This is a genomic window from Mesorhizobium sp. C264A (genome assembly GCF_040324515.1).
Classification (GTDB): domain Bacteria; phylum Pseudomonadota; class Alphaproteobacteria; order Rhizobiales; family Rhizobiaceae; genus Mesorhizobium.
Genome location: NZ_JAMYVY010000001.1, coordinates 3,451,904 through 3,474,156 on the forward strand (window position 1 = coordinate 3,451,904; position 22,253 = coordinate 3,474,156).

The 22,253-nt window shown below is 63.8% G+C and carries 14 protein-coding genes; 9 read left to right on the forward strand and 5 right to left on the reverse strand.

Going from position 1 to position 22,253, the window contains the following annotated elements; genetic code table 11:
- The 9 genes from NKL04_RS17075 (at nucleotide 1) to NKL04_RS17115 (ending at nucleotide 13,424) form a co-directional block, all read left to right on the forward strand.
- Nucleotides 1-729 (forward strand): GltB/FmdC/FwdC-like GXGXG domain-containing protein, encoded by a 729-nt coding sequence (locus NKL04_RS17075; RefSeq protein ID WP_023668551.1) that lies wholly within the window; start codon nucleotides 1-3, stop codon nucleotides 727-729.
- A gap of 6 nt (nucleotides 730-735) precedes the next feature.
- Nucleotides 736-2,064 carry an FMN-binding glutamate synthase family protein gene (locus NKL04_RS17080; RefSeq protein WP_023687061.1) on the forward strand — a complete coding sequence of 443 codons (1,329 nt, stop codon included), beginning with the start codon at nucleotides 736-738 and terminating at the stop codon, nucleotides 2,062-2,064.
- A 30-nt stretch (nucleotides 2,065-2,094) separates the two neighbouring features.
- A complete protein-coding gene (glnT, locus tag NKL04_RS17085; protein ID WP_023684436.1) occupies nucleotides 2,095-3,402 on the forward strand; it encodes a type III glutamate--ammonia ligase in 1,308 nt (435 codons plus the stop codon).
- A gap of 36 nt (nucleotides 3,403-3,438) precedes the next feature.
- Complete coding sequence (locus tag NKL04_RS17090; RefSeq protein ID WP_023668554.1) at nucleotides 3,439-4,692, forward strand: sarcosine oxidase subunit beta family protein; 1,254 nt, start codon at nucleotides 3,439-3,441, stop codon at nucleotides 4,690-4,692.
- Between the two features lie 15 nt (nucleotides 4,693-4,707).
- A complete protein-coding gene (locus tag NKL04_RS17095) occupies nucleotides 4,708-4,983 on the forward strand; it encodes a sarcosine oxidase subunit delta (protein ID WP_023684437.1) in 276 nt (91 codons plus the stop codon).
- Between the two features lie 199 nt (nucleotides 4,984-5,182).
- Nucleotides 5,183-8,164: a sarcosine oxidase subunit alpha gene (locus NKL04_RS17100; protein WP_023701511.1), complete on the forward strand. Its 2,982-nt coding sequence runs from the start codon at nucleotides 5,183-5,185 to the stop codon at nucleotides 8,162-8,164.
- Nucleotides 8,157-8,783 (forward strand): sarcosine oxidase subunit gamma, encoded by a 627-nt coding sequence (locus NKL04_RS17105; protein ID WP_023687059.1) that lies wholly within the window; start codon nucleotides 8,157-8,159, stop codon nucleotides 8,781-8,783. The genes NKL04_RS17100 and NKL04_RS17105 overlap by 8 nt, the downstream gene beginning before the upstream one ends.
- 255 nt (nucleotides 8,784-9,038) lie before the next feature.
- Nucleotides 9,039-11,408 carry a trimethylamine N-oxide demethylase gene (locus NKL04_RS17110; RefSeq protein WP_023701513.1) on the forward strand — a complete coding sequence of 790 codons (2,370 nt, stop codon included), beginning with the start codon at nucleotides 9,039-9,041 and terminating at the stop codon, nucleotides 11,406-11,408.
- A gap of 306 nt (nucleotides 11,409-11,714) precedes the next feature.
- Entirely contained in the window at nucleotides 11,715-13,424 is a 1,710-nt protein-coding gene (locus NKL04_RS17115; protein ID WP_023684441.1) for a trimethylamine N-oxide permease, read from the forward strand.
- A gap of 62 nt (nucleotides 13,425-13,486) precedes the next feature.
- On the opposite strand, the gene NKL04_RS17120 is transcribed toward NKL04_RS17115, so the two are convergent.
- The 5 genes from NKL04_RS17120 to NKL04_RS17140 form a co-directional block, all read right to left on the reverse strand.
- Nucleotides 13,487-14,842, reverse strand: coding sequence for an LLM class flavin-dependent oxidoreductase (locus tag NKL04_RS17120; protein WP_023701514.1), 1,356 nt, complete (start codon nucleotides 14,840-14,842; stop codon nucleotides 13,487-13,489).
- Nucleotides 14,843-15,117: 275 nt separating this feature from the next.
- Nucleotides 15,118-18,255, reverse strand: a complete 3,138-nt coding sequence (locus tag NKL04_RS17125; RefSeq protein WP_023701515.1) for an efflux RND transporter permease subunit — start codon at nucleotides 18,253-18,255, stop codon at nucleotides 15,118-15,120.
- A gap of 248 nt (nucleotides 18,256-18,503) precedes the next feature.
- The gene (locus NKL04_RS17130; protein ID WP_023692166.1) at nucleotides 18,504-19,643 is read right to left on the reverse strand and encodes an efflux RND transporter periplasmic adaptor subunit; all 1,140 of its coding nucleotides are present in this window, start codon (nucleotides 19,641-19,643) and stop codon (nucleotides 18,504-18,506) included.
- A gap of 58 nt (nucleotides 19,644-19,701) precedes the next feature.
- A complete protein-coding gene (locus NKL04_RS17135) occupies nucleotides 19,702-20,307 on the reverse strand; it encodes a TetR/AcrR family transcriptional regulator (protein ID WP_023668564.1) in 606 nt (201 codons plus the stop codon).
- Nucleotides 20,308-20,470: 163 nt separating this feature from the next.
- Nucleotides 20,471-22,111 (reverse strand): acyl-CoA synthetase, encoded by a 1,641-nt coding sequence (locus tag NKL04_RS17140; protein ID WP_023701516.1) that lies wholly within the window; start codon nucleotides 22,109-22,111, stop codon nucleotides 20,471-20,473.
- Nucleotides 22,112-22,253 lie beyond the last annotated feature (142 nt).

The following is a 22,253-nucleotide window of genomic DNA, read 5'->3' on the forward strand; positions in this document are numbered from 1 at the left end:
ATGCCGGCAACCAAACTTTCGAAGGCGGCGCAAGACCAGGCGTCCCGGGTCTTCGATCTTGATGTGTCGTCGCTGCGCGAGCTCAACCAGGCGCTTCACAATCTGACGCCCGGCTCCAACGAAACGGCGTGGGAAGTGCTGCACCCGAAGGGCAGCCATTCGGTTGCGGTCGGCGTCGACCAGCCTGTCAGCATCGATGTGCGCGGCAGCGTCGGCTACTACTGCGCCGGGATGAATGACGGCGCTGCCATCACCGTGCACGGCTCGGCCGGACCTGGCGTCGGCGAAAACATGATGTCGGGCTCGATCGTCATCAAGGGCGACGCCAGCCAGTATGCCGGCGCCACCGGCAAGGGCGGGCTGCTCGTCATCGAGGGCAACGCCTCGTCGCGCTGCGGCATCTCGATGAAGGGCATCGACATCGTCGTGCACGGCAATATCGGCCACATGTCGGCCTTCATGGCGCAGTCCGGCAATCTGGTGGTGCTGGGCGATGCCGGCGACGCACTTGGCGATTCCATCTACGAAGCGAGGCTGTTCGTGCGCGGCAAGGTCGAAAGCCTGGGCGCCGACTGCATCGCCAAGGAGATGCGGCCCGAGCATATCGAACTGCTGCAGGGACTGCTCGACCGCGCCGGCGTCACCGGCGTCAAGCCGTCGGAATTCAAGCGCTACGGCTCGGCGCGCACGCTCTACAATTTCAATATCGACAACGCCGACGCGTATTGAGGCAGCATGACCTACAAGAACCCGCCGACGACGCCGCGCAAATCCGCGACCTTCGACGACTACACGCTTTCCGAAATCCGCCGCGCCGCGGCGACCGGCATCTATGACATCAGGGGCGCCGGGGCCAAGCGCAAGCTGCCGCATTTCGACGACCTTTTGTTCCTCGGCGCCTCGATCTCGCGCTATCCGCTGGAAGGCTATCGCGAGCGGTGCGACACGTCGGTCGTGCTGGGCTCGCGCTATGCCAAGAAGCCGATCGAGCTGAAAATCCCGATCACCGTTGCCGGCATGAGCTTCGGGTCGCTGTCCGGCCCGGCCAAGGAAGCGCTCGGCCGTGGCGCTACGCTCTCAGGCACGTCGACCACCACGGGCGACGGCGGCATGACCGAGGAAGAGCGCGGCCATTCCAAGCAACTGGTCTACCAGTACCTGCCGTCACGCTACGGCATGAACCCCAGGGATTTGCGCCGTGCCGACGCCATCGAAGTCGTTGTCGGCCAGGGCGCCAAGCCCGGCGGCGGCGGCATGCTGTTGGGACAAAAGATTTCCGACCGCGTCGCCGAAATGCGCACGCTGCCGAAGGGCATCGACCAGCGCTCGGCCTCACGCCATCCCGACTGGACCGGGCCGGACGATCTCGAGATCAAGATCCTCGAGCTGCGCGAGATCACCGACTGGGAAAAGCCGATCTACGTCAAGGTCGGCGGCGCCCGCCCCTATTACGACACAGCACTTGCGGTGAAGGCCGGCGCCGATGTCGTCGTCGTCGACGGCATGCAGGGCGGCACGGCGGCCACCCAGGAAGTATTCATCGAAAATGTCGGCCAGCCGACGCTTGCCTGCATCAGGCCGGCGGTGCAGGCGCTGCAGGATCTCGGCATGCACCGCAAGGTGCAGCTGATCGTGTCGGGCGGCATCCGCAATGGCGCCGACGTCGCCAAGGCGCTGGCGCTCGGCGTCGACGCGGTGTCGATCGGCACGGCAGCGCTCGTCGCGCTCGGCGACAACGACCCGCGCTGGGAGGCCGAATACAATGCGCTCGGCACCACCGCCGGCGCCTATGACGACTGGCACGAGGGTCGCGACCCCGCGGGCATCACCACGCAGGACCCCGAACTGATGAAGCGGGTCGATCCGATCGCCGCCGGACGGCGGCTGGCGAACTACCTCAAGGTGATAACGCTGGAGGCGCAGACCATTGCGCGTGCCTGCGGCAAGAACAGCCTGCACAATCTCGAGCCCGAGGATCTCGTAGCCCTCACCATCGAAGCCGCCGCCATGGCTGGCGTGCCGCTGGCCGGCACCAACTGGATACCGGGGAAAAACGGCTTCTAAAAAACACATCAAAATAAGCGAGGAACTATAATGGGGAACGATCTCGCCGCATTCGCCAAAGAGAACGGCGTCAAATATTTCATGATTTCCTACACCGACCTGTTCGGCGGCCAGCGCGCCAAGCTGGTGCCGGCGCAGGCGATCGCCGACATGCAGAAGGACGGCGCCGGCTTCGCCGGTTTCGCCACCTGGCTCGACCTCACGCCGGCGCATCCTGATATGCTGGCGGTGCCGGATCCGGATTCGGTGATCCAGCTGCCGTGGAAGCCCGATGTCGCCTGGGTCGCCGCCAACTGCATCATGGACGACAAGGAAGTCGAGCAGGCGCCGCGCAACACGCTGCGCCGGCTGATCGCGGAAGCCGCCACTGACGGCATGCATGTCAAGACTGGCGTCGAGGCAGAGTTCTTCCTGATCTCGCCGGACGGCAGCGTCATCTCCGACAAATACGACACGGCTTCAAAACCCTGCTACGACCAGCAAGCGGTGATGCGCCGCTACGATGTCATCGCCGAGATTTGCGACCACATGTTGGCGCTGGGCTGGAGCCCCTACCAGAACGACCATGAGGACGCCAACGGCCAGTTCGAGATGAACTGGGCTTTCGACGATGTGCTCGCCACCGCCGACAAGCACTCCTTCTTCAAGTTCATGGTCAAGTCGGTGGCCGAGAAACACGGCCTGCGCGCGACCTTCATGCCAAAGCCTTTCCAGGGCCTGACCGGCAATGGCTGCCACGCCCATATTTCGGTCTGGGACAAGGCCGGCAAGGTCAACGTCTTTGCCGATAACGCGATGGAACTCGGCCTGTCGGCCAAGGGCAAGAATTTCCTCGGCGGCATCATGAAACATGCCTCGGCGCTGGCCGCCATCACCAACCCGACGGTGAACTCCTACAAACGCATCAACGCGCCGCGCACCATTTCGGGCGCCACCTGGGCGCCGAACACGGTGACCTGGACCGGAAACAACCGCACTCACATGGTGCGCGTGCCCGGCCCCGGCCGCTTCGAGCTGCGGTTGCCGGACGGCGCCGCAAACCCTTATCTGCTGCAGGCCGTCATCATTGCCGCCGGTCTCGACGGCATCCGCTCCAAGGCCGATCCCGGCAAGCGCTACGACATCGACATGTACCAGAACGGTCACACTGTGAAGGGCGCGCCGAAGCTGCCGCTCAACCTGCTCGACGCGCTTCGCGAATACGACAAGGACAAATCGCTCAAGGCGGCGCTGGGTGAGGAATTCTCGTCGGCTTATCTAAAGCTGAAGCAACAGGAATGGAATTCCTATGCTTCGCACTTCACGCAATGGGAGCGCGACCACACGCTGGACATATAATCGTCCTAGCGGTGCGAGCGACCTCGGAATGACCTGATGAAATATTCGATCTTCTCGCTCGCCCGTGCTGCCCTTTCCGGCCACAAGAACTGGCAGCGCACCTGGCGCGATGCGGCGCCCAAGGACCACTACGATGTTGTGATCATCGGCGGCGGCGGCCATGGGCTCGCCACCGCCTGGTTCCTCGCCAGCGAGTTCGGCATCAGAAACGTCGCCGTGCTGGAAAAGGGCTGGATCGGCTCCGGCAATGCCGGCCGCAACACCACCATCATCCGTTCCAATTACGGCCTGCCCGGCAATACCGGCTTCTACGAGCTTTCGATGAAGCTTTGGGAGCGGATGGAGCAGGACCTCAACTATAACGCCATGGTCAGCCAGCGCGGCGTCCTCAACCTCTATCATTCCGATGCGCAGCGCGACGCTTATGCGCGGCGCGGCAACACCATGCGCATCAATGGCATCGATGCCGAACTGCTCGACCAGGCGGCGCTGAAGAAGATGCTGCCGTTCCTGAATTTCGACCATGCGCGCTTTCCCGTGCAGGGCGGCCTCCTGCAGCGCCGCGGCGGCACCGCGCGGCATGACGCGGTGGTCTGGGGCTATGCCCATGCGGCGAGCGAACTCGGCGTCGACATCATCCAGAACTGCGAGGTCACCGGCTTTGTCCGGGACGGCAACGGCAAGGTGACTGGCGTCGAGACGTCGCGCGGCAAGATCGGCGCCGGCAAGGTCGGCATGGCAGTCGCCGGGTCATCGTCGCGTGTCGCAGCGATGGCGGGCATGCGCCTGCCGATCGAAAGCCATGTGCTGCAAGCTTTCGTCTCGGAGGCGATCAAGCCGCTCATCCCCGGCGTCATGACCTTCGGCGCCGGGCATTTCTATGTCAGCCAGTCGGACAAGGGCGGGCTGGTCTTCGGCGGCGACATCGATGGCTACAATTCCTACGCCCAGCGCGGCAATTTGCCTGTCATGGAAGATGTCTGCGAAGGCGGCATGGCGCTGATCCCGATGATCGGCCGCGTGCGGCTTCTGCGCCAGTGGGGCGGTATCATGGACATGTCGATGGATGGCTCGCCGATCATCGACAAGACACCGGTCGACGGGCTCTACCTCAACGCCGGCTGGTGTTATGGCGGCTTCAAGGCGACGCCCGGTTCCGGCTTCGTCTTTGCCCATCTTCTGGCGCGTGACGAAACGCACAAGGAGGCGGCGCTGTTTCGGCTCGACCGCTTCCAGCGCGGCGCCATGATCGACGAAAAGGGCCAAGGCGCCCAACCGAACCTGCATTGAGGCGGCCGGAACAAGATGCGTATCACCTGTCCTTTCTGCGGCGAACGCGAACTCGGCGAGTTCAGCTATCTCGGCGATGCCAAGCCTGTACGGCCGGCGGCGGATGCCGGCGAAGATGCCGTCTACGACTATGTCTATCTGCGCGACAACATCGCCGGCGTGATGGCAGAGAACTGGTATCACGGCGGTGGCTGCCGGGCCTGGCTGAAGGTCACCCGCAACACGCTGACGCACGAGATCTCGGCGGTGGAACCGGCGGCGGGGGCTGGTGCGAGCCAGGTGGAGACATGAGCTATTCTGTCGAGACCACAGCCGTCGCGAAAAGCGCCAGCCCCCTACCTCCCCCTTGTGGGGAGGTCGGACCGCAGGTCCGGGTGGGGGTCGGTGCCGCACCCCCACCCCGCTGCTGCGCAGCGACCCCCCCCACAAGGGGGAGGGTGAAGAGCGCGACGGTCCCGCCTGGCATTGGATCGATGAGAGGCCGGCCATCGTGAGTTCCAGCCAATCCCATCGTCTCACATCCGGCGGTCTCATCGACCGCTCGGCGCCGCTCAACTTCCGCTTCGATGGCAAGAGCCTCTCCGGCTTCCAGGGCGACACGCTGGCGTCGGCGCTGGTCGCCAATGGCGTCAAGCTGGTCGGCCGCTCGTTCAAATACCATCGTCCGCGCGGCATTCTGACTGCGGGCTCGGAAGAACCCAACGCGCTGGTCGAACTGCGCACCGGCGCACGGCGCGAGGCCAACACCAAGGCCACGACGGCCGAACTCTATGAAGGCCTCGAAGCGGCCAGCCAGAACCGCTGGCCGTCGCTGCGCCACGATGTGATGTCGGTGAACCAGCTGTTCGCACCGATCTTCGTCGCCGGCTTCTACTACAAAACCTTCATGTGGCCGGCAAAATTCTGGGAAATGGTCTACGAGCCGGCGATCCGACGCGCCGCGGGTCTGGGTCGCGCGGCGGTCACCCCCGATCCGGATCACTACGACAAGGCCTGGGCGCATTGCGATGTGGTGATCGCCGGCTCTGGTCCGGCCGGTCTCGCCGCCGCACTCGCTGCAGGCCGCAGCGGTGCGCGCGTCATCCTGTGCGAAGAAGATTTTGCGCCCGGCGGCCGTCTGTTGTCGGATGGCGGCACGATCGACGGTCTGCCGGCCGCGGAGTGGCTGTCGCGCACACTGGCCGAGCTCAGCTCGATGCCGGATGTCCGCATCATGACCCGCACGACCCTGTTCGGCGTCTATGACGGCGGTACCTATGGCGCGATCGAGCGGGTCAACGATCATCTGCCGGTGCCGCCCGAGCATCAGGTGCGCCAGCGCCTGTGGCGCATCGTGGCCAAGCGCTGCGTCGTCGCCGCCGGCGCGATTGAGCGTCCCATCGTCTTTGCCGGCAATGACACGCCCGGCGTGATGATGGCGTCCGCCATCCGCACCTACGTCACACGTTATGCGGCGACGCCGGCAAAGCGGATCGCGCTGTTCACCAACAATGAGGATGGCTGGCGCACGGTCGAGACGGCACTCGGCGCCGGGCTGCAGATCGCGGCGGTGATCGACGCGCGGCCTGACGTCTCGCCTGCCCATCGTTCTCTCGCTTCCATGAACGGCTTCACCGTGCTGCATGGTTCGGTCAGCGGCGTCGACGGCGGCAAGGACGGCGTAAGAAAAATAGCGGTGTCGCTGACCGGCGGCGCGCGCGCCGAGGTCGAGGCCGACGGGCTTGCCGTTTCCGGCGGCTGGAATCCGGCGGTCGGGCTCACCTCTTACCATCGCGGCCGGCCGAAATGGCGAGACGACATCGCCGCCTTCGTGCCGGACGGCGCGCCGCCCGGTATGGTCGCCGCAGGTGCGGCTAACGGCGACTTCGGGCTAGGCGCCTGCCTGCGCGCAGGTTTCGAGGCCGGCGCCGCAGCGGCGCGGGACGCGGGACGCAATGGCAATCCGGGCTCTGCAGCTGTTGCCGGCGACGAGTCCTTCTCACTGACCCCGCTCTGGCACGTCGCCGGCAAAGGCAAGGCCTTTGTAGACCAGCAGCATGACGTCACCGCGTCCGACATCGAGCTGGCGCAGCGCGAGGGTTTTGAATCGGTCGAGCATCTGAAGCGCTACACCACGCTCGGCATGGCGACCGACCAGGGCAAGACGTCCAATGTCGCCGGCCTCGCCATCATGGCGGCGGTGTCGGGCAAATCCATTCCCGAGACCGGCACGACCATCTATCGCCCGCCGTACGTGCCGGTCGCCATCGGCGCCTTTGCCGGCCACCATCGCGACGAAAATTTCCATGCGACGCGGCTGACGCCGTCGCATCACTGGGCGGCCGAACAAGGCGCGATCTTTGTCGACACCGGCCTGTGGAAGCGCGCGCAATGGTATCCGCGCGCGGGCGAGAAGGACTGGCTGGAATCGGTCACCCGCGAGGTCAAGGCGGTGCGCTCGGGCGTCGGCTTCTGCGATGTCTCGACGCTGGGCAAGATCGATGTGCACGGCCCCGATGCCGGCGCCTTCCTCGACCGCGTCTACATCAACACCTTCTCAAACCTTGCCGTGGGAAAAGCCCGCTACGGGCTGATGCTGCGCGAGGACGGCCTCGTCTATGATGACGGCACGACCTCGCGGCTGGCCGAGGACCATTATTTCCTCACCACGACCACGGCGAAGGCCGGGCTGGTGATGCAGCATCTCGAATTCTGCCGGCAGGTGCTATTCCCCGAACTCGACGTGCAACTGACCTCGGTCTCCGACCAGTGGGCGCAGTTCTCGATTGCCGGGCCAAGGACGCGAGACCTGTTGAAGGAAATCGTCGACCCTGCCGAGGACCTTTCGAACGAAGGTTTTCCCTTCATGGGCGTGCGCGAAGTCGCTTTGCGCGGCGGCATCAAGGCGCGGCTGTTCCGCATCTCCTTCTCCGGCGAGATGGCGTTCGAGATTTCGGTGCCGGCGCGTTACGGTGAAGCGACGGCACGCAATTTGATGCTGGCGGGAAAACCGTTCGGCGTGACGCCGTATGGCACAGAAGCCCTCGGCGTCATGCGCGTTGAAAAGGGCCATGTCGCCGGACCGGAACTGAGCGGCATGACGACCGCCGCCGATCTCGGCCTCGGCAAGATGATGTCGACCAAGAAGGATTTCATCGGTCGCGTCATGGCCGGCCGCGAGGCGCTGGTGGCGCCGGACCGGCAGGTCGTGGTCGGCATCAAGCCGATCGACAAGGCGCGCCGCCTGCGCTCCGGCGCGCACATCATCCCGAAGGGCCAGACGCCCGGGCCTGATAACGACCAAGGCTACGTCACCTCGGTCTGCTTCTCGCCGACGCTCGACCAGTGGGTCGGTCTCGGCCTTGTCGAGCGCGGCCGCGAACGCATCGGCGAGATCGTCCACGCGCATGATCCGCTGCGCGGTGAAGACTATGATGTCGAGCTCTGCAATCCCGTCTTCTACGATCCCGATGGAGGGCGCCAGCGTGGCTGATTTTTCCTGGGATGTTCGTAGCCCGCTCGAGCGGGCACTTGTTGTCGGGCCTTACGGCGCGAACGGCAATGTCGGCGTGTTGCTGACCGAAATCCGCAATTTCGACCTGATCCAGGTGATGGCGCGGCGCGGCAAGGCGGGAGATTTGGCCAACGCTGCGAAGGCAAGCTTCGGTGTTGCGGCTCCTGAGACACCCAAGGCGGTGCAGACTTCGGATGCGACGCTGATCTGGTCGGGACCGGACCAGTTCTTCGTGCTGTTGAAGGGCGGCAAGCATGGGACTGAAGCACTCGCCCAGACGTTCGCGTCTTCCGCTTCGCTATCGGACCAGTCGCATGCGCGAGTGCTGATCAGTATCTCCGGTACCAAGGCGCGGGCGATGCTGGGCAAGCTGTCGTCGATCGATCTGCATCCCGATGCATTTCTGGTTGGGGCGGCTGCCGCGACCTCGATGGATCACACCAGCGTCACGCTCTGGCGCGGGAATGACCGGCCGGATGGGCAGGCGGTGTTCAACGTGCTGATGTTTGCGACATTTGCTGAAAGTCTGTGGCACACGATGCTGGATTCGGCGGCGGAGTATGGTGTCGAGATCGGGCATTCCGAGGATTTGGCGTAGCGCTTGTGCGCTTCTTCCTTCTCCCCTTGTGGGAGAAGGAAGATCGGCGCGTTAGTGCCGAGACGGATGAGGGGTGTTCCAGGGTACGCCAACGTCTCACCGCTGGAACACCCCTCATCCGTCGCCTGCGGCGACACCTTCTCCCACAGAGGGAGAAGGGGGAGCCAGCCTTGCCAAACGCAACTGCGCTGCTATTCTTGCAGCTAAAGTAATTTTACACACAGGCAAACTTGTTTCTCGTACCGCAAGGCTGAGATGAGCCAGTCGCCCTACCCTTCAGTGACAGCCGGGCCGCCCCGGCCAAGCCTCATCCTGCGGCCCGGCCAGATCGCGCTGCCGCCGGGCATGGAGCGGTATGCGGCCCCCGGTAACGGCGCGGTGCTGATCGATATCGAGGCCGGCGATACATTTGCCATCCGCAATGTCGAGGGCGGCCAGGCCTGCGAGCTTTTGGCCTGGGACAAGTCAGGCGCCACCGACCCCGCCATCTTCGGCGAAAAGTCCAATAGCAATGCCGCCGGGATCAAGGCGCTATTGGCCGAGGGCGACGATAGCCTCGCTTCCGTGCGCCGCGGACTCGAGCGCCGCCAGGTGCAGCTTGACCAGGCCAAGGCGGTGCGCGTCTTCGGCGGCGCCACGCCGGCAGGCACCGAGCAGGCCTTCACCGTCGCGCGCGATGGCGGCTTGCTGATTGCAGCGCCTAGCGGGCCGATGCTGGTCGACGGCCACGACACGGCAACGCCGCTCACCGTCATGGTGCGCCGCGCCACCGTGCGCCTGAAGACAAAGTCGCAGCTGGCCGATCCGCTTGCCGATCCGGTGCTCGATCTGCGCGTCCATTCGGCGACAGCCGAACCCTATTTCGTCAAGGCGGGCGACTACCTGCAGATCATCGATGTCGACGGCCGCCAGTGCACCGATTTCCAGTGCTTCTCGGCGCGCAAGCTGGACAAGGGGCTGGACCATCCGCTCGACGTAACGACCACGCGCACGCTGATGGGGTCGAGCTACCCGATGCCCGGCCTTCACTCGAAATATTACGACCAGGACATGGAGCCGTTGGTCGAGGTTATCCAGGACACATGCGGCCGGCATGACGCGTTCGCGCTGGCGTGTGCCGCCAAATATTACGACGACATCGGCTATCCCGGCCACACCAACTGCTCGGAGAATTTCAACCGCGCGCTGGCCGACAAGGGTGTCACCCCACGTGCCGGCTGGATGGCGATCAACTTCTTCTTCAACACGGCGATCGACGCCCATGGCGTCATGGTGTCGGATGAGCCGTGGTCGCGCGCCGGCGACTATGTCCTGCTCAGGGCGCTCACCGACATCGTCTGCGTCTCCTCCGCCTGTCCCGACGACACGACACCGGCCAATGGCTGGAACCCGACCGACATCCATGTGCGAACCTATTCCGGCCAACACAAATTCTCGCGAGCGATCGCCAGACGCATGACGCCCGATTCGGAACCGAAAATGACCCGCGAGACCGCCTTCCATTCAAGCTTCGCCAAGCACACCCGCAACTTCGTGGAATACCGGGGTTATTGGCTGGCCAATTCCTTCGCCAAGGAAGGCGCCATCGCCGAATACTGGGCCTGCCGGCAGGATGCCGTGATCATGGACCTGTCGCCGTTGCGCAAGTTCGAGGTCACCGGCCCGGATTCCGAGGCGCTGCTGCAATACACGCTGACCCGCGACGTCAAGAAGCTCGGCGTCGGCCAGGTCGTCTATTCCGCCATGTGCTACGAGCATGGCGGCATGATCGACGACGGCACGCTGCTGCGGCTCGGCAAGGACAATTTCCGTTGGGTCGGCGGCGACGACCTGTCCGGCGAATGGCTGCGCGACACCGCGAAAAAGCTTGGCCTCAACGTGCTGGTGCGTTCCTCCACCGATCAGATGCACAATGTCGCTGTCCAAGGGCCGAAGAGCCGTGACATTTTGCGAGAGGTGGTCTGGACCTCGCCGCTGCAACCGTCGATCGACGAACTCGAATGGTTCCGCTTCGCTGTCGCGCGCATCGGCGGCGGCAATGGCATTCCGGTCGTGGTGTCGCGCACCGGTTATACCGGCGAGCTCGGCTACGAAATCTGGTGCCACCCACGCGACGCCGAAAAAGTGTTCGATGCCATCTGGGAGGCCGGCCAGCCGCACGGGCTGAAGCCGATGGGCCTGCAGGCACTCGACATGGTGCGCATCGAAGCCGGGCTGATCTTCGCCGGTTACGAATTCTCCGACCAGACCGACCCGTTCGAGGCGGGCATTGGCTTCACCGTACCGTTGAAGGCCAAGACCGACGATTTCATCGGCCGCGAGGCTCTGATAAGGCGCAAGGAACATCCGCAGCACAAGCTCGTTGGCCTCGACATCGACAGCAATGTCGCCGTCGGCCATGGGGATTGCGTCCATATCGGCCGCGCCCAGATCGGTGTCGTCACCTCGGGCATGCGCTCGCCGGTGCTGAACAAAAACATCGCTCTGGCGAGGCTTGACGTCACCCACGCGGCAATCGGCACAGAGGTGGAGATCGGCAAGCTCGACGGTCATGCCAAGCGGCTGCCGGCGCGCGTCGTGGCCTTCGCCCACTACGATCCGCAAAAGACCAGGCCGCGATCCTGAGGGTTGCACCCCCGGCCCTTCGCAGGCTCAGGGCGTTCGAAGCTCGAAAGCAATTGGCTTTCCGTCCGCTACCGCGGACCGCTTCTCACCCCACAAGGGGAGAAGGACAAAGCGAGCGTTTCGCAACCGTGATGTGCACGACGCCACAAATCACTTGACGTGAAAGCGCGCCGGATCAATCTTCACTGTTAAGAAAAAAATACGACTGAGTGGAAACACTGGAGTCGTGCGGTCATGTACCGGGGAACAAGCTTCGCGAAGCCGAGGCATCACCGGCCGGGAACACAAAATGGGGAATTCAGACAGATGAGCACGATTACCACTGCCCTGGAGCAGCCCGCTGAAGGCAAGCTGCTCCGCAACATCGACTGGCGCGGCGCCTTCTGGGTGGCGAGCGGCGTTCCTGCCCTTGTCCTGTTTTCGATCGGCGGCATTGCCGGAACGACGGGAACGCTGGCCTTCGGGATCTGGATCGCTTCCATGATCATGGGCTTCCTGCAATCCTTCACCTATGCCGAGATCGCCGGCCTGTTCCCGAACAAGTCGGGCGGCGCCTCGATCTACGGCGCCACCGCCTGGCTGCGTTATTCCAAGTTCATCGCGCCGCTGTCGGTGTGGTGCAACTGGTTCGCCTGGTCGCCGGTGCTGTCGCTGGGCTGCTCGATCGCCGCCGCCTATATTCTCAACGCGCTGGCGCCGGTGCCGCTGTTCACCGAGGCGTCGCCGGACGTCGTCGCCTATATCGCGGCGCATGCCGGAACGGTGCCTGCCGACGCCATCGCCGCGGTGACCGCGGCGGCCACGCCGGCGATCCGCAACTGGACGCTGTTCAGCCACACGCTAGGTCCTGTCTCCTTCACCCTCAATGCCACTTTCTTCATCGGCGCGGTGCTGATGCTGATCATCTTCTCGATCCAGCATCGCGGCATTCTCGGCACCGCCAATGTGCAGAAGTATATCGGCCTCCTGGTCATCATCCCGATGCTGATCGTCGGTGTCGTGCCGATCGTCACCGGCCAGATCAACTGGGCGAACTTTTCGCCGCTGGTGCCGCTGGCGGCGGCTTACGCGCCGGAGCCCGGCTCGTGGAACATTGCCGGCTGGACGCTGGTGCTGGGCGGCATGTTCATCGCCGCATGGTCGACCTATGGTTTCGAGACCGCCGTCTGCTACACATCGGAGTTCAAGAACCCGGGCACCGACACGTTCAAGGCGATTTTCTATTCCGGCCTGCTCTGCATGCTTCTGTTCATCCTGGTGCCCTTCACCTTCCAGGGCGTGCTGGGCCTCAACGGCATGCTGGCGACGCCGATCGTCGACGGCTCGGGTGTCGCCGATGCACTGGCCGGCATGGTCGGGGGTGGCGCATTGATCCACAGCCTCTTGGTGATGCTGATGATCCTGGCGCTGGTGCTGTGCATCATGACGGCAATGGCCGGCTCGTCGCGCACGCTCTACCAGGGCTCGGTCGATGGCTGGCTGCCGCGCTATCTCAGCCACGTCAACGAGCATGGCGCGCCGACGCGCGCCATGTGGACCGATCTCGTCTTCAACCTGATCGTGCTGGCCATCGCCTCGGCCGACGCGACGAGCTTCTTCTTCATCCTCGCCGTGTCGAACTGCGGCTACATCATCTTCAACTTCCTCAACCTCAATGCCGGCTGGATCCACCGCATCGACAACGGCCACATCAACCGGCCTTGGAAGGCGCCGAGCTGGCTGCTCGGCCTCGGCGCCATCTTCGCCTATGTAAACGCCATCTTCATGGGCGCCGGCGCCAAGGTGTGGAACCCGATGGCGCTCTGGGCCGGCCTGATCACAGCCGCCTTGATCATCCCGGTGTTCTGCTACCGGCACTACGTCCAAGACAAGGGCAAGTTCCCCGACCACATGCTGGCCGACCTCGGCATGGCGGGCGCAGACCTCTCGGTCAAAAAGGCAGGCATGCTGCCCTACCTGACGCTGGTCGCCGGCGTGGTGGTGATGCTGCTCGCCAACTGGTACTTCGTCATCTGAAAGTGATGGCTTGAAAAGAATGGGCGCGCTTCGGCGCGCCTGTTTCTTTTTATGGCAGGACGTCAGCCGGCCTTGCGAATGGCCCCTTCGGAGCCTTCGAAGAACCGGTTCGGCGGCCGCTTCAGGCCGAGATTCTCGCGCAAGGTGGTGCCCTCATACTCGCGCCGGAAGAGCTTTCGCCGCTGCAGCTCGGGCACCACCTTCTCGGCGAAGTCGTCGAGCCCGGCTGGCAGATAGGGGAACATGACGTTGAAGCCGTCTGACCCTTCGGCAAACAGCCATTCCTCCATCGAATCGGCGATGGTTTTCGGCGTGCCGACGAAAGCAAGGCCGGAATAGCCGCCGAGCCGCTGCGCCAGCTGGCGGACGGTCAAAGTCTCTCGGCGCGCCAGCTCGATGACGCGCTCACGGCCGCTCTTGGAGGCATTGGTCTCGGGGATTTCGGGCAAGGGCGCGTCGGGATCGAAGCCGGATGCGTCGTGCCCCAGCGCGATCGACAGCGAGGCAATGCCGCTCTCGTAATAGACCAGGCTGTCGAGCTTGGCGCGTTTGGCCTGTGCTTCCTCGACGCTGTCGCCGACGATGACGAAGGCGCCGGGCAGGATCTTGATGTCGTCGCGCGAACGGCCGAGCTTCTCGGCCCGGCTTTTGACATCGGCAAAGAAGCGCTGCCCGGACGCCAGATCGGAATGGGCGGCGAAGATCACCTCCGCCGTTTCGGCTGCCAGCTGCCGCCCGGCCTCAGATGCGCCGGCCTGGACGATGACCGGCCAGCCCTGCACCGGCCGCGCAATGTTGAGCGGGCCGCGCACCGAGAGATGCTCGCCCTTATGGTCGAGCACATGCAGCTTCGCGGGATCGAAATAGAGCCCGCTCTCGGCGTCGCGGATGAAGGCGTCGTCGGCAAAGCTGTCCCAGAGGCCGGTCACCACATCGTAGAATTCCCGCGCATTGTGATAGCGCTCGTCGTGCTCGACATGCTCATCGAGGCCGAAGTTCAGCGCGGCGTCGGGATTGGATGTGGTGACGATGTTCCAGCCGGCGCGGCCGCCGCTGATATGGTCGAGCGAGGCGAAGCGACGGGCAATGTGATAGGGCGCGTCGAAGGTCGTCGATGCGGTGGCGATAAGGCCGATATGATCAGTGACGGCGGCGAGCGCCGACAGCAGCGTGAACGGCTCGAACGAGGTCACCGTGTGGCTGCGCCGTAGCGCCTCGATCGGCATGTTGAGAACGGCCAGATGGTCGGCCATGAAGAAGGCGTCGAACTTCGCCCCCTCAAGCGTCTGCGCGAAGCGCTTCAGATGGGCGAAGTTGAAGTTGGCATCGGGATATGAGCCGGGATAGCGCCAGGCCCCGGTGTGAAGACTGACCGGACGCATGAAGGCGCCGAGCCGCAATTGCTTATTGTCTACCATGGGATGATCACCTGATGCGAATGAGCGTTGCCGCTCCGATATGTAAGCAGGATCGGACGGCTTTGTTGTCCTGGAAAGGAATTCTGTTTTGCAAAACCGGCGCCGCGAAGCATTTTCATACAGGTGGCCGTTCAACCTATTTTGATGAACCCGCATGGTGTTGAGATACTTGCCTGGGTGCTCGGTGCCACCGGCAAGGAGAAAGCCAGAACGCCGCACGTCAAGCGTACGGCGTTCCAGCATTTTCCAAGGAAGATCCTGTGCGCCGGCAGCGCCTACTCGGCGGCCAGCGCCAGTGGCGGCCTATCATTGTCCTGCACCGCCTCATCAGCCGGCTTCCTGCCTTTCTTCGGCTCGCGGCCGAAGAACAGCGCGTAGCCTGCCGGCAGCACCAGGATGGTGAGTACGGTGGCGACGAGGATGCCGCCCATCATGGCGTAGGCGAGCGGTCCCCAGAACATCGCACGCGAGATTGGGATCAGCGCCAGCACCGCCGTCATCGCCGTCAGCACGATTGGCCGGAAACGGCGCACGGCCGAGCCGATGATGGCCTCCGATCGGTCCATCCCCCTGGCGATGTCCTGATCGATCTGGTCGACCAGGATAATCGAGTTGCGCATGATGATGCCGAGCAGCGCGATGACACCGAGGATGGCGACGAAGCCGAACGGCGCGCCACTGATCAACAGAGCCGCCGCCGCACCGATGATGCCGAGCGGACCGGTGGCCAGCACGAGCATCGCCTTGCCGAAATGCTGCAGCTGGATCATCAGGAGCACGACGATGACGGCCAGCATGATCGGCGCCTTGGCGGCAATCGAGGCCTGGCTTTCGGCGGAATCTTCCGCACCGCCCTGGATCTCGATCTTGTAGCCGGGCGCCAGGCCGGCGCGCATGCCCTGCATGTCATTGTAGAGCTTGGTGACGACGTCGTTCGACTGCACGCCATCCGGCAGCGTGGCGCGCACCGAGATGGTCGGCAGGCGGTCGCGCCGCCATTCGACGCCCTGCTCGAGCACCGGCACCACCTTGGCCACCTGCGACAGCGGCACGAAGCCGCCGAAATCGGTCGGGATATAGACCGAGTCGACCGAGGACAGCAGGCTGCGGCTGGCGTCCGGTTCGCGGGCGACGATGGAAACCGTCTCCTCGCCATCACGGAAGTCATCGAGCGGCGCGCCGGACATCGCTGCCTGCAGCATCTGGCGGATGCGCTGCGAGGTGACGCCAAGCGCACGGGCGCGGTCCTGGTCGATGACCAGCTTCATCGCCGGTACCGGCTCCAGCCAGTCATCATGGACGGCGCCGAGCAGCGGATTTTCGGCGAATTTCGCCTTCACCTGGTCGGCGATGCGGCGCACCTCCAGGCGGTCCGGACCCATGATGCGCATCTGCACCGGCCAGCCGGTCGGCGGGCCGAGGAACAGACGGTCGACCTTGGAACGGATCGAGGGGAAATCCTGCGCCAGGACTGAGCGCAGCTTGAGGATCAGCCGCTCGCGCGCCGGTTCGTCATTGGCCATCACCAGAAGCTGCGCATAGTTCGGATTGCGCAATTGCTGGTCGAGCGGCAGGAAGAAGCGCGGCGCGCCTTCGCCGATATAGGTGGCGATGAAGCGCTTGTCCTTGTCGTCCATCATCCGGGCTTCCAACGCCTTGGCCTGCGTCTCGACTTCCTTGATCGAGGTTCCCTCAGGCAACCAGAGATCGACGAGGATTTCCGGCCGCGAGGATTGCGGGAAGAAGTTTTGTGGGATGAACTGGAACGCCCACAGGCTGGTGGCGAAGGTGACCAGCGTCATCACCAGAACGATGATGCGGTGGCGCACCGCCCAGCCGACCGTGGCGCGCAGCCGCCGGTAGAAGCCGGTGTCGAAGGCGTCATGATGGTTGCCGGCATGCTTGCGCTGCTTGAGGATCATGTAGCCTAGCCACGGCGTGAAATAGACGGCGACGAACCATGACACGACCAGCGCGATGCCGACGACATAGAACAGCGTGCGCACATATTCGCCTGCGGTCGAGGCGGCGAAGCCAACCGGGATGAAGCCGGCGATAGTGATCAGCGTGCCGCTCAGCATCGGGAAGGCGGTCGACGAATAGGCGAAGCTCGCCGCCTCGATCTTGACCAGCCCCTCCTCCAGCTTGCGCTCCATCATCTCGACGACGATCATGGCGTCGTCGACCAACAGCCCGAGCGCGATGATCAGGGCGCCGAGCGAAATGCGCTGCAGATCGATGCCGAGCTCGTACATGATGGCGAAGGTGGCGGCCAGCACCAGCGGAATGGCAATGGCGATGACCAGGCCGGAACGCCAGCCGATCGACAGCAGCGAGACAGCAAGCACGATCAGCAGCGCCTCGCCGAGCGCCTCCATGAACTCGTTGACGGCGTCCTTGACAACCTCGGGCTGGTTGGAAATCTGGTCGACCGCAACGCCGTAGGGCAGCGCTTCCTCAAAGCGCTTGTAGGTCGCCTCGACATCCGTGCCCACGTCCCTGACGTTAAAACCCTTGGCCATGACGACGCCGACCTGGACGCTTTCGTGGCCGTTGAAGCGGTACTTGCGCTGATAGGGATCTTCGAGACCGGAACTCACGGTGGCGATGTCGCCAAGACGTGTCACCTGACCACCGGCGCGCAGGCGCAATTCCCTGATGTCGGCAGCCCTGGTGACATCGCCCTCGACCGAGATGCGCACCGAGCGCAGGCCGGTGTCGACGGAGCCCGCCGGATCGACATTGTTCTGGCCCTTGATGGCGTTCTGCAGGTCGGTCAGCGTCAGGCCGCGTTCGGCCAGGGCCTTGGACGAGACGTCGATATAAAGCTTCTCCGGCTGGTCGCCGATGATGACGGCCTTCTCGACGCCCGGCGTCGTCAGCAGCATGTCGCGAGCCTGGGTGGCGAATTTCTTCAGCTCCGGATAGCTGTAGCCGTCGCCGCCGATCGAGTGCAGGGTGATGAAGGTGTCGCCGAACTCGTCGTTGAAATAGGGCCCGAGCAGGCCTTCCGGCAGGTCGCCGGAGATGTCGCCAACCTTCTTGCGCACCTGGTAGAAGGCGTCCTTCACCTCCTCTGCATTGGTGTCGCCCTTGATCTGGACGGTGATGATGGCGCTGCCGGCGCGGGTGTAGGAACGGACGAAGTCGAGGTGCGGCGTTTCCTGCAGCTTGCGCTCGATCTTGTTGACGACCTGGTCTTCCATCTCCTGGATCGAGGAGCCCGGCCAGATCGCCTGGACGACCATGACGCGGAAAGTGAAATCGGGGTCTTCCTTCTGGCCCATGCGCATCAGGCCGAGCGCGCCGGCAATGATGATCAGACCGAACAGGAAGCGCGCGATCGAGGGATGGCCGATGGCCCAGCGCGAAAGATTGAAAGGCTGCTTTTCAGTGCTGTCGGTGGTGGTCATCGGCGTCAGTCCAATTCGTTGATCGTGCGCGCATGCGCTTTGCATGCAGCTAAAATATTCCGATGCTGGCTTCCGGGCGGCGAGGCTTTCCGAGCGGAGAGACACTCATCGCGGTGGGACGCGCGGATCGATGCGGGGGAACTCGATCTTGGCGTCTCGACCATCGGGCGCTCGCCGCCCGGAAACCCTGAATTCGCTTGCCCAGCCCTTTCGCCGAAGCGACGATCAAGCCGGCTTCATGCCTGCGGTCAGCGCAGGGCCTTTGCGGCATCGCCTTCCGCAGAGGCGGCCTGGACCGCATCGCCGGTCAGCTTGACCTTGAGATTCTCGGTCATGAACTGGGTGCCGGCGGCAACGACGACATCCCCCGGCTTGAGCCCGTCGGCGACGCTGACGCCGTCGGCGGTGAACTCCGCAACCTTGACCAGGCGCTCGTGCACCGTCTCGCCGGCGCGGTCGACGGTCCAGACAATCTTGCGACCATCCTTTTCCGCAAGCGCGCTGAGCGGGATCGACACCATCTCCTGCTTCTTGGCCACCGAGGCCTCGATGTTGGCGGTCATGCCGAGCAGCACGCGCGGGTCGTCGGGCAGCGAGACGCGGACGGCAAAGGTGCGCGACTGCTGGTCGGCGCTGCCGGCGACTTCACGCACTTTGCCGGAGAGCGCCAGCGCGTCATCGGACCAGAAGCTGGCCTTGACGTCCTTTCCCGGCTTGAAGGCGGCGATGTCCATTTCGGGAACCGCGATCAGCACTTCCTTTTCGCCGTCGACGGCAACGGTCATCACAGGCGTTCCGGCGCCGACCACCTGGCCGACATCGGCCGAGACCGCCGTGACGATGCCGTTCTCGCTCGCCTTGAGATCGGTGTAGACGACCTGGTTCTGCGCCTGGGCAAGGGTAGAGCGGGCGGCATCGCGCGTCGCTACCGCCTGGTTGTAGCTCAGCGTCGCCTGTTCGAGCTGCGACTTGGAGGTGAAGTTCTTGGCAAAAAGCTGTTCGGCGCGCTTGCGGGACAGATCGACCGTCTCGACCTGCCGCTCGGCGGCGTCGAGGCTGGCCTTGGCGCTCTTGACCGACAACTCATAGTCCGTGGGATCGATACGGGCTAGCACATCGCCTGTCGTCACATGCTGGCCGATGTCGACCAGACGCTCAGTGACCTTGCCCGAGATGCGAAAGCCGAGGTTCATTTCGGTACGGGCTCGCACCGAGCCGGAATAGGTGAGTTCGCGACTCTTTTCGGCCTGGCCGATCTCGACCACCTTGACCGGACGGATGATGTCCTGGACCTCGGTCTTCTCCTGGCTGCAGGCGGCGAGCCCGAGCGTGGCGACGATCAGGCCGGCGACCGGCAGCTTGCGGATGATGGAACTGGACAAAGACACTTTCGTACTCCCGACTGGAGATGAACGGTCGACACCGGCGCCCGGCGGGCGGCGGCTATTACTTCAGAGCCTTGATCGCGTAATCGATGAGATCGTCGGGCATCGCCCGATTGGTCTTGGCAAGGCACTGCGCCACCATTTGCGGGTGGCACAGAATGACGGTGGCGGCGCCGAAGCAGCGCGATGCGATGACCGGATCCTGGTCGGCAAACTCGCCGGCCTCGATGCCCTCGCGGATGACCTCGGCAAACAGGTCGTGAATGCTGTCGATATGCTTGTCGATGACGCCCCAGTCGCGCTCGAGCGCGACGATGACCATTTCGTGGACCTTCTGGTCGTCGAGCATGACTTCCAGCGTCATCTTGTACTGCGCATGCACGTAGCGGCGCAGCCGCTCCTCGGCGCTGATCGGCAACCGGGAAATCTCGTAGGCCATGTTGTAGCTGGCGAGGAGCATGCGGCCGCAAACGGCCTGGTGGATTTCGACCTTGGATGCGAAGAAACGGTAGATATTGGCCGGCGACATGCCGAGTTCGCGGGCGATGTCGGCGACATTGGTCTTGCCGTAACCATAGTGCCGGAACAGGCGTTCGGCACAGTCGAGAATGCGGGTGACATTCTCCTGGCGGGTGGAGTCGGCCATTATGCTGGCGGCTTCGGACATGGCTCTCTGTCGATTTATAAGTGACGAATTTCAACTTTCGTCAGTCGTAAATCGAAAAGAGGGAAGTGTCAATGCGAATTCGACGTACGCGTATAATTTGGTGACAGAGGGTGACAGAGGGTGTGCGCGAACTCGACCTTGCGCGTGCCGTTGCGCTCTGGAACTAAGATCCCTTCGCCATTTCCCGCAGCTGAAACTTCTGGATCTTCCCCGTCGATGTCTTCGGGATCTCGGCAAAAATCACCGCCTTCGGCACCTTGAAGCGGGCGAGCAGCGCGCGGCAGTGTTCGATGATCTCGGCCTCGCTTGCCACCTTGCCGGGCTTCAGTTCGACATAGGCGACCGGCACCTCGCCCCATTTGTCGTCTGCCTTGGCGACGACGCCGCAGGACGCCACGGACGGGTGTTTGTAGAGGGCTTCCTCGACCTCGATCGATGAAATGTTCTCGCCGCCGGAGATGATGATGTCCTTGGAGCGGTCCTTGAGCTGGATGTAGCCGTCGGGATGCATGACGCCGAGGTCGCCGGAGTGGAACCAGCCGCCGGCGAAAGCCTCGTCGGTCGCCTTCCTGTTCTTCAGATAGCCCTTCATGACAATGTTGCCGCGGAACATGACCTCGCCGATGGTCTCGCCGTCGGCCGGGGTCTTCTGCATCGTCTCCGCGTCCATCACCGTCAGGCCTTCGAGTGCGGCATAGCGCACGCCCTGCCTGGCCTTTCTGGCGCTGCGTTCGCCCTTGTCGAGACCGTCCCAGGCGGTGTGCCATTCGTTGACGACCGCCGGGCCATAGGTCTCGGTCAGGCCGTAGAGATGGGTGACGGCAAAGCCGGCGTCGGCCATGCCTGACAGCACGGCTTCCGGCGGCGGCGCGGCAGCGGTGTTGAAGGTAACGGTCTGCGGGAAGTGGCGCTTGTCCTCATCGCTGGCGTTGATGAGCACCGACATGACGACCGGCGCACCGCAAAGATGTGTGACGCCGTGGTCGGCGATGGCATCGTAGATCGGCTTCGGCCGCACCCAGCGCAGGCAGACATGGGTGCCGGCCTGGACGGCCAGCGTCCATGGGAAGCACCAACCATTGCAGTGGAACATCGGCAGCGTCCACAGATAGACGGCGTGCTTGGCCATGCCGGCATGGATGGTGTTGGTGTAAGCCATCAGGGCAGCGCCGCGATGGTGGTAGACGACGCCCTTCGGATTGCCTGTCGTGCCGGAGGTGTAGTTGAGCGAGATGGCGTCCCATTCGTCGTCGGGCATCGACCAGGCGTAGCCCTGGTCACCGCCGGCGACGAACGCCTCATAGTCGATCGCGCCGATGCGCTCGCCCTTGGGATAGGGTGCATCGGCGGCATAGTCGGGATCGTCATAGTCGATGACCAGCGGCTTCACCTTGGCCAGTGCCAGTGCCTGTTTGACGACAGCAGCGAATTCGCGGTCGACGATGAGCACCTTGGTCTCGGCATGGTCGAGCTGGAACGCGATGACGGCGGCATCGAGCCTTGTGTTGAGCGAATGCAGCACCGCTTTGGCCATCGGCACGCCGAAATGCGCCTCCAGCATGGGGGGCGTGTTGGACAGCATGACGGTCACCGTATCACCCTTGCCGATGCCGCGCTTCGACAGAGCCGAGGCGAGCTTCAGCGAGCGCTGCCAGAAGGTGCGATAGGTGATGCGCTGGCTGCCATGGATGATGGCGACATGATCGGGATAGGTGCTTGCCGCCCGCTCCAGATAGGTGAGCGGCGTCAGCGGCTGATGGTTGGCGGCGTTCTTGCCGAGATCCTGCTCGTAGGGACTGCCCATCCCGTGCTCCCCGAATTTTCATTGTTGAGAACTTCTAACCACAGCTTCCCGCCACGTCACCATCGGCGATTCCCGACCGGGCACATTTGGCGCAATGATCGTCCAGATTCGATGGGCAAAGAGGTATCGTGTACCCACGCCA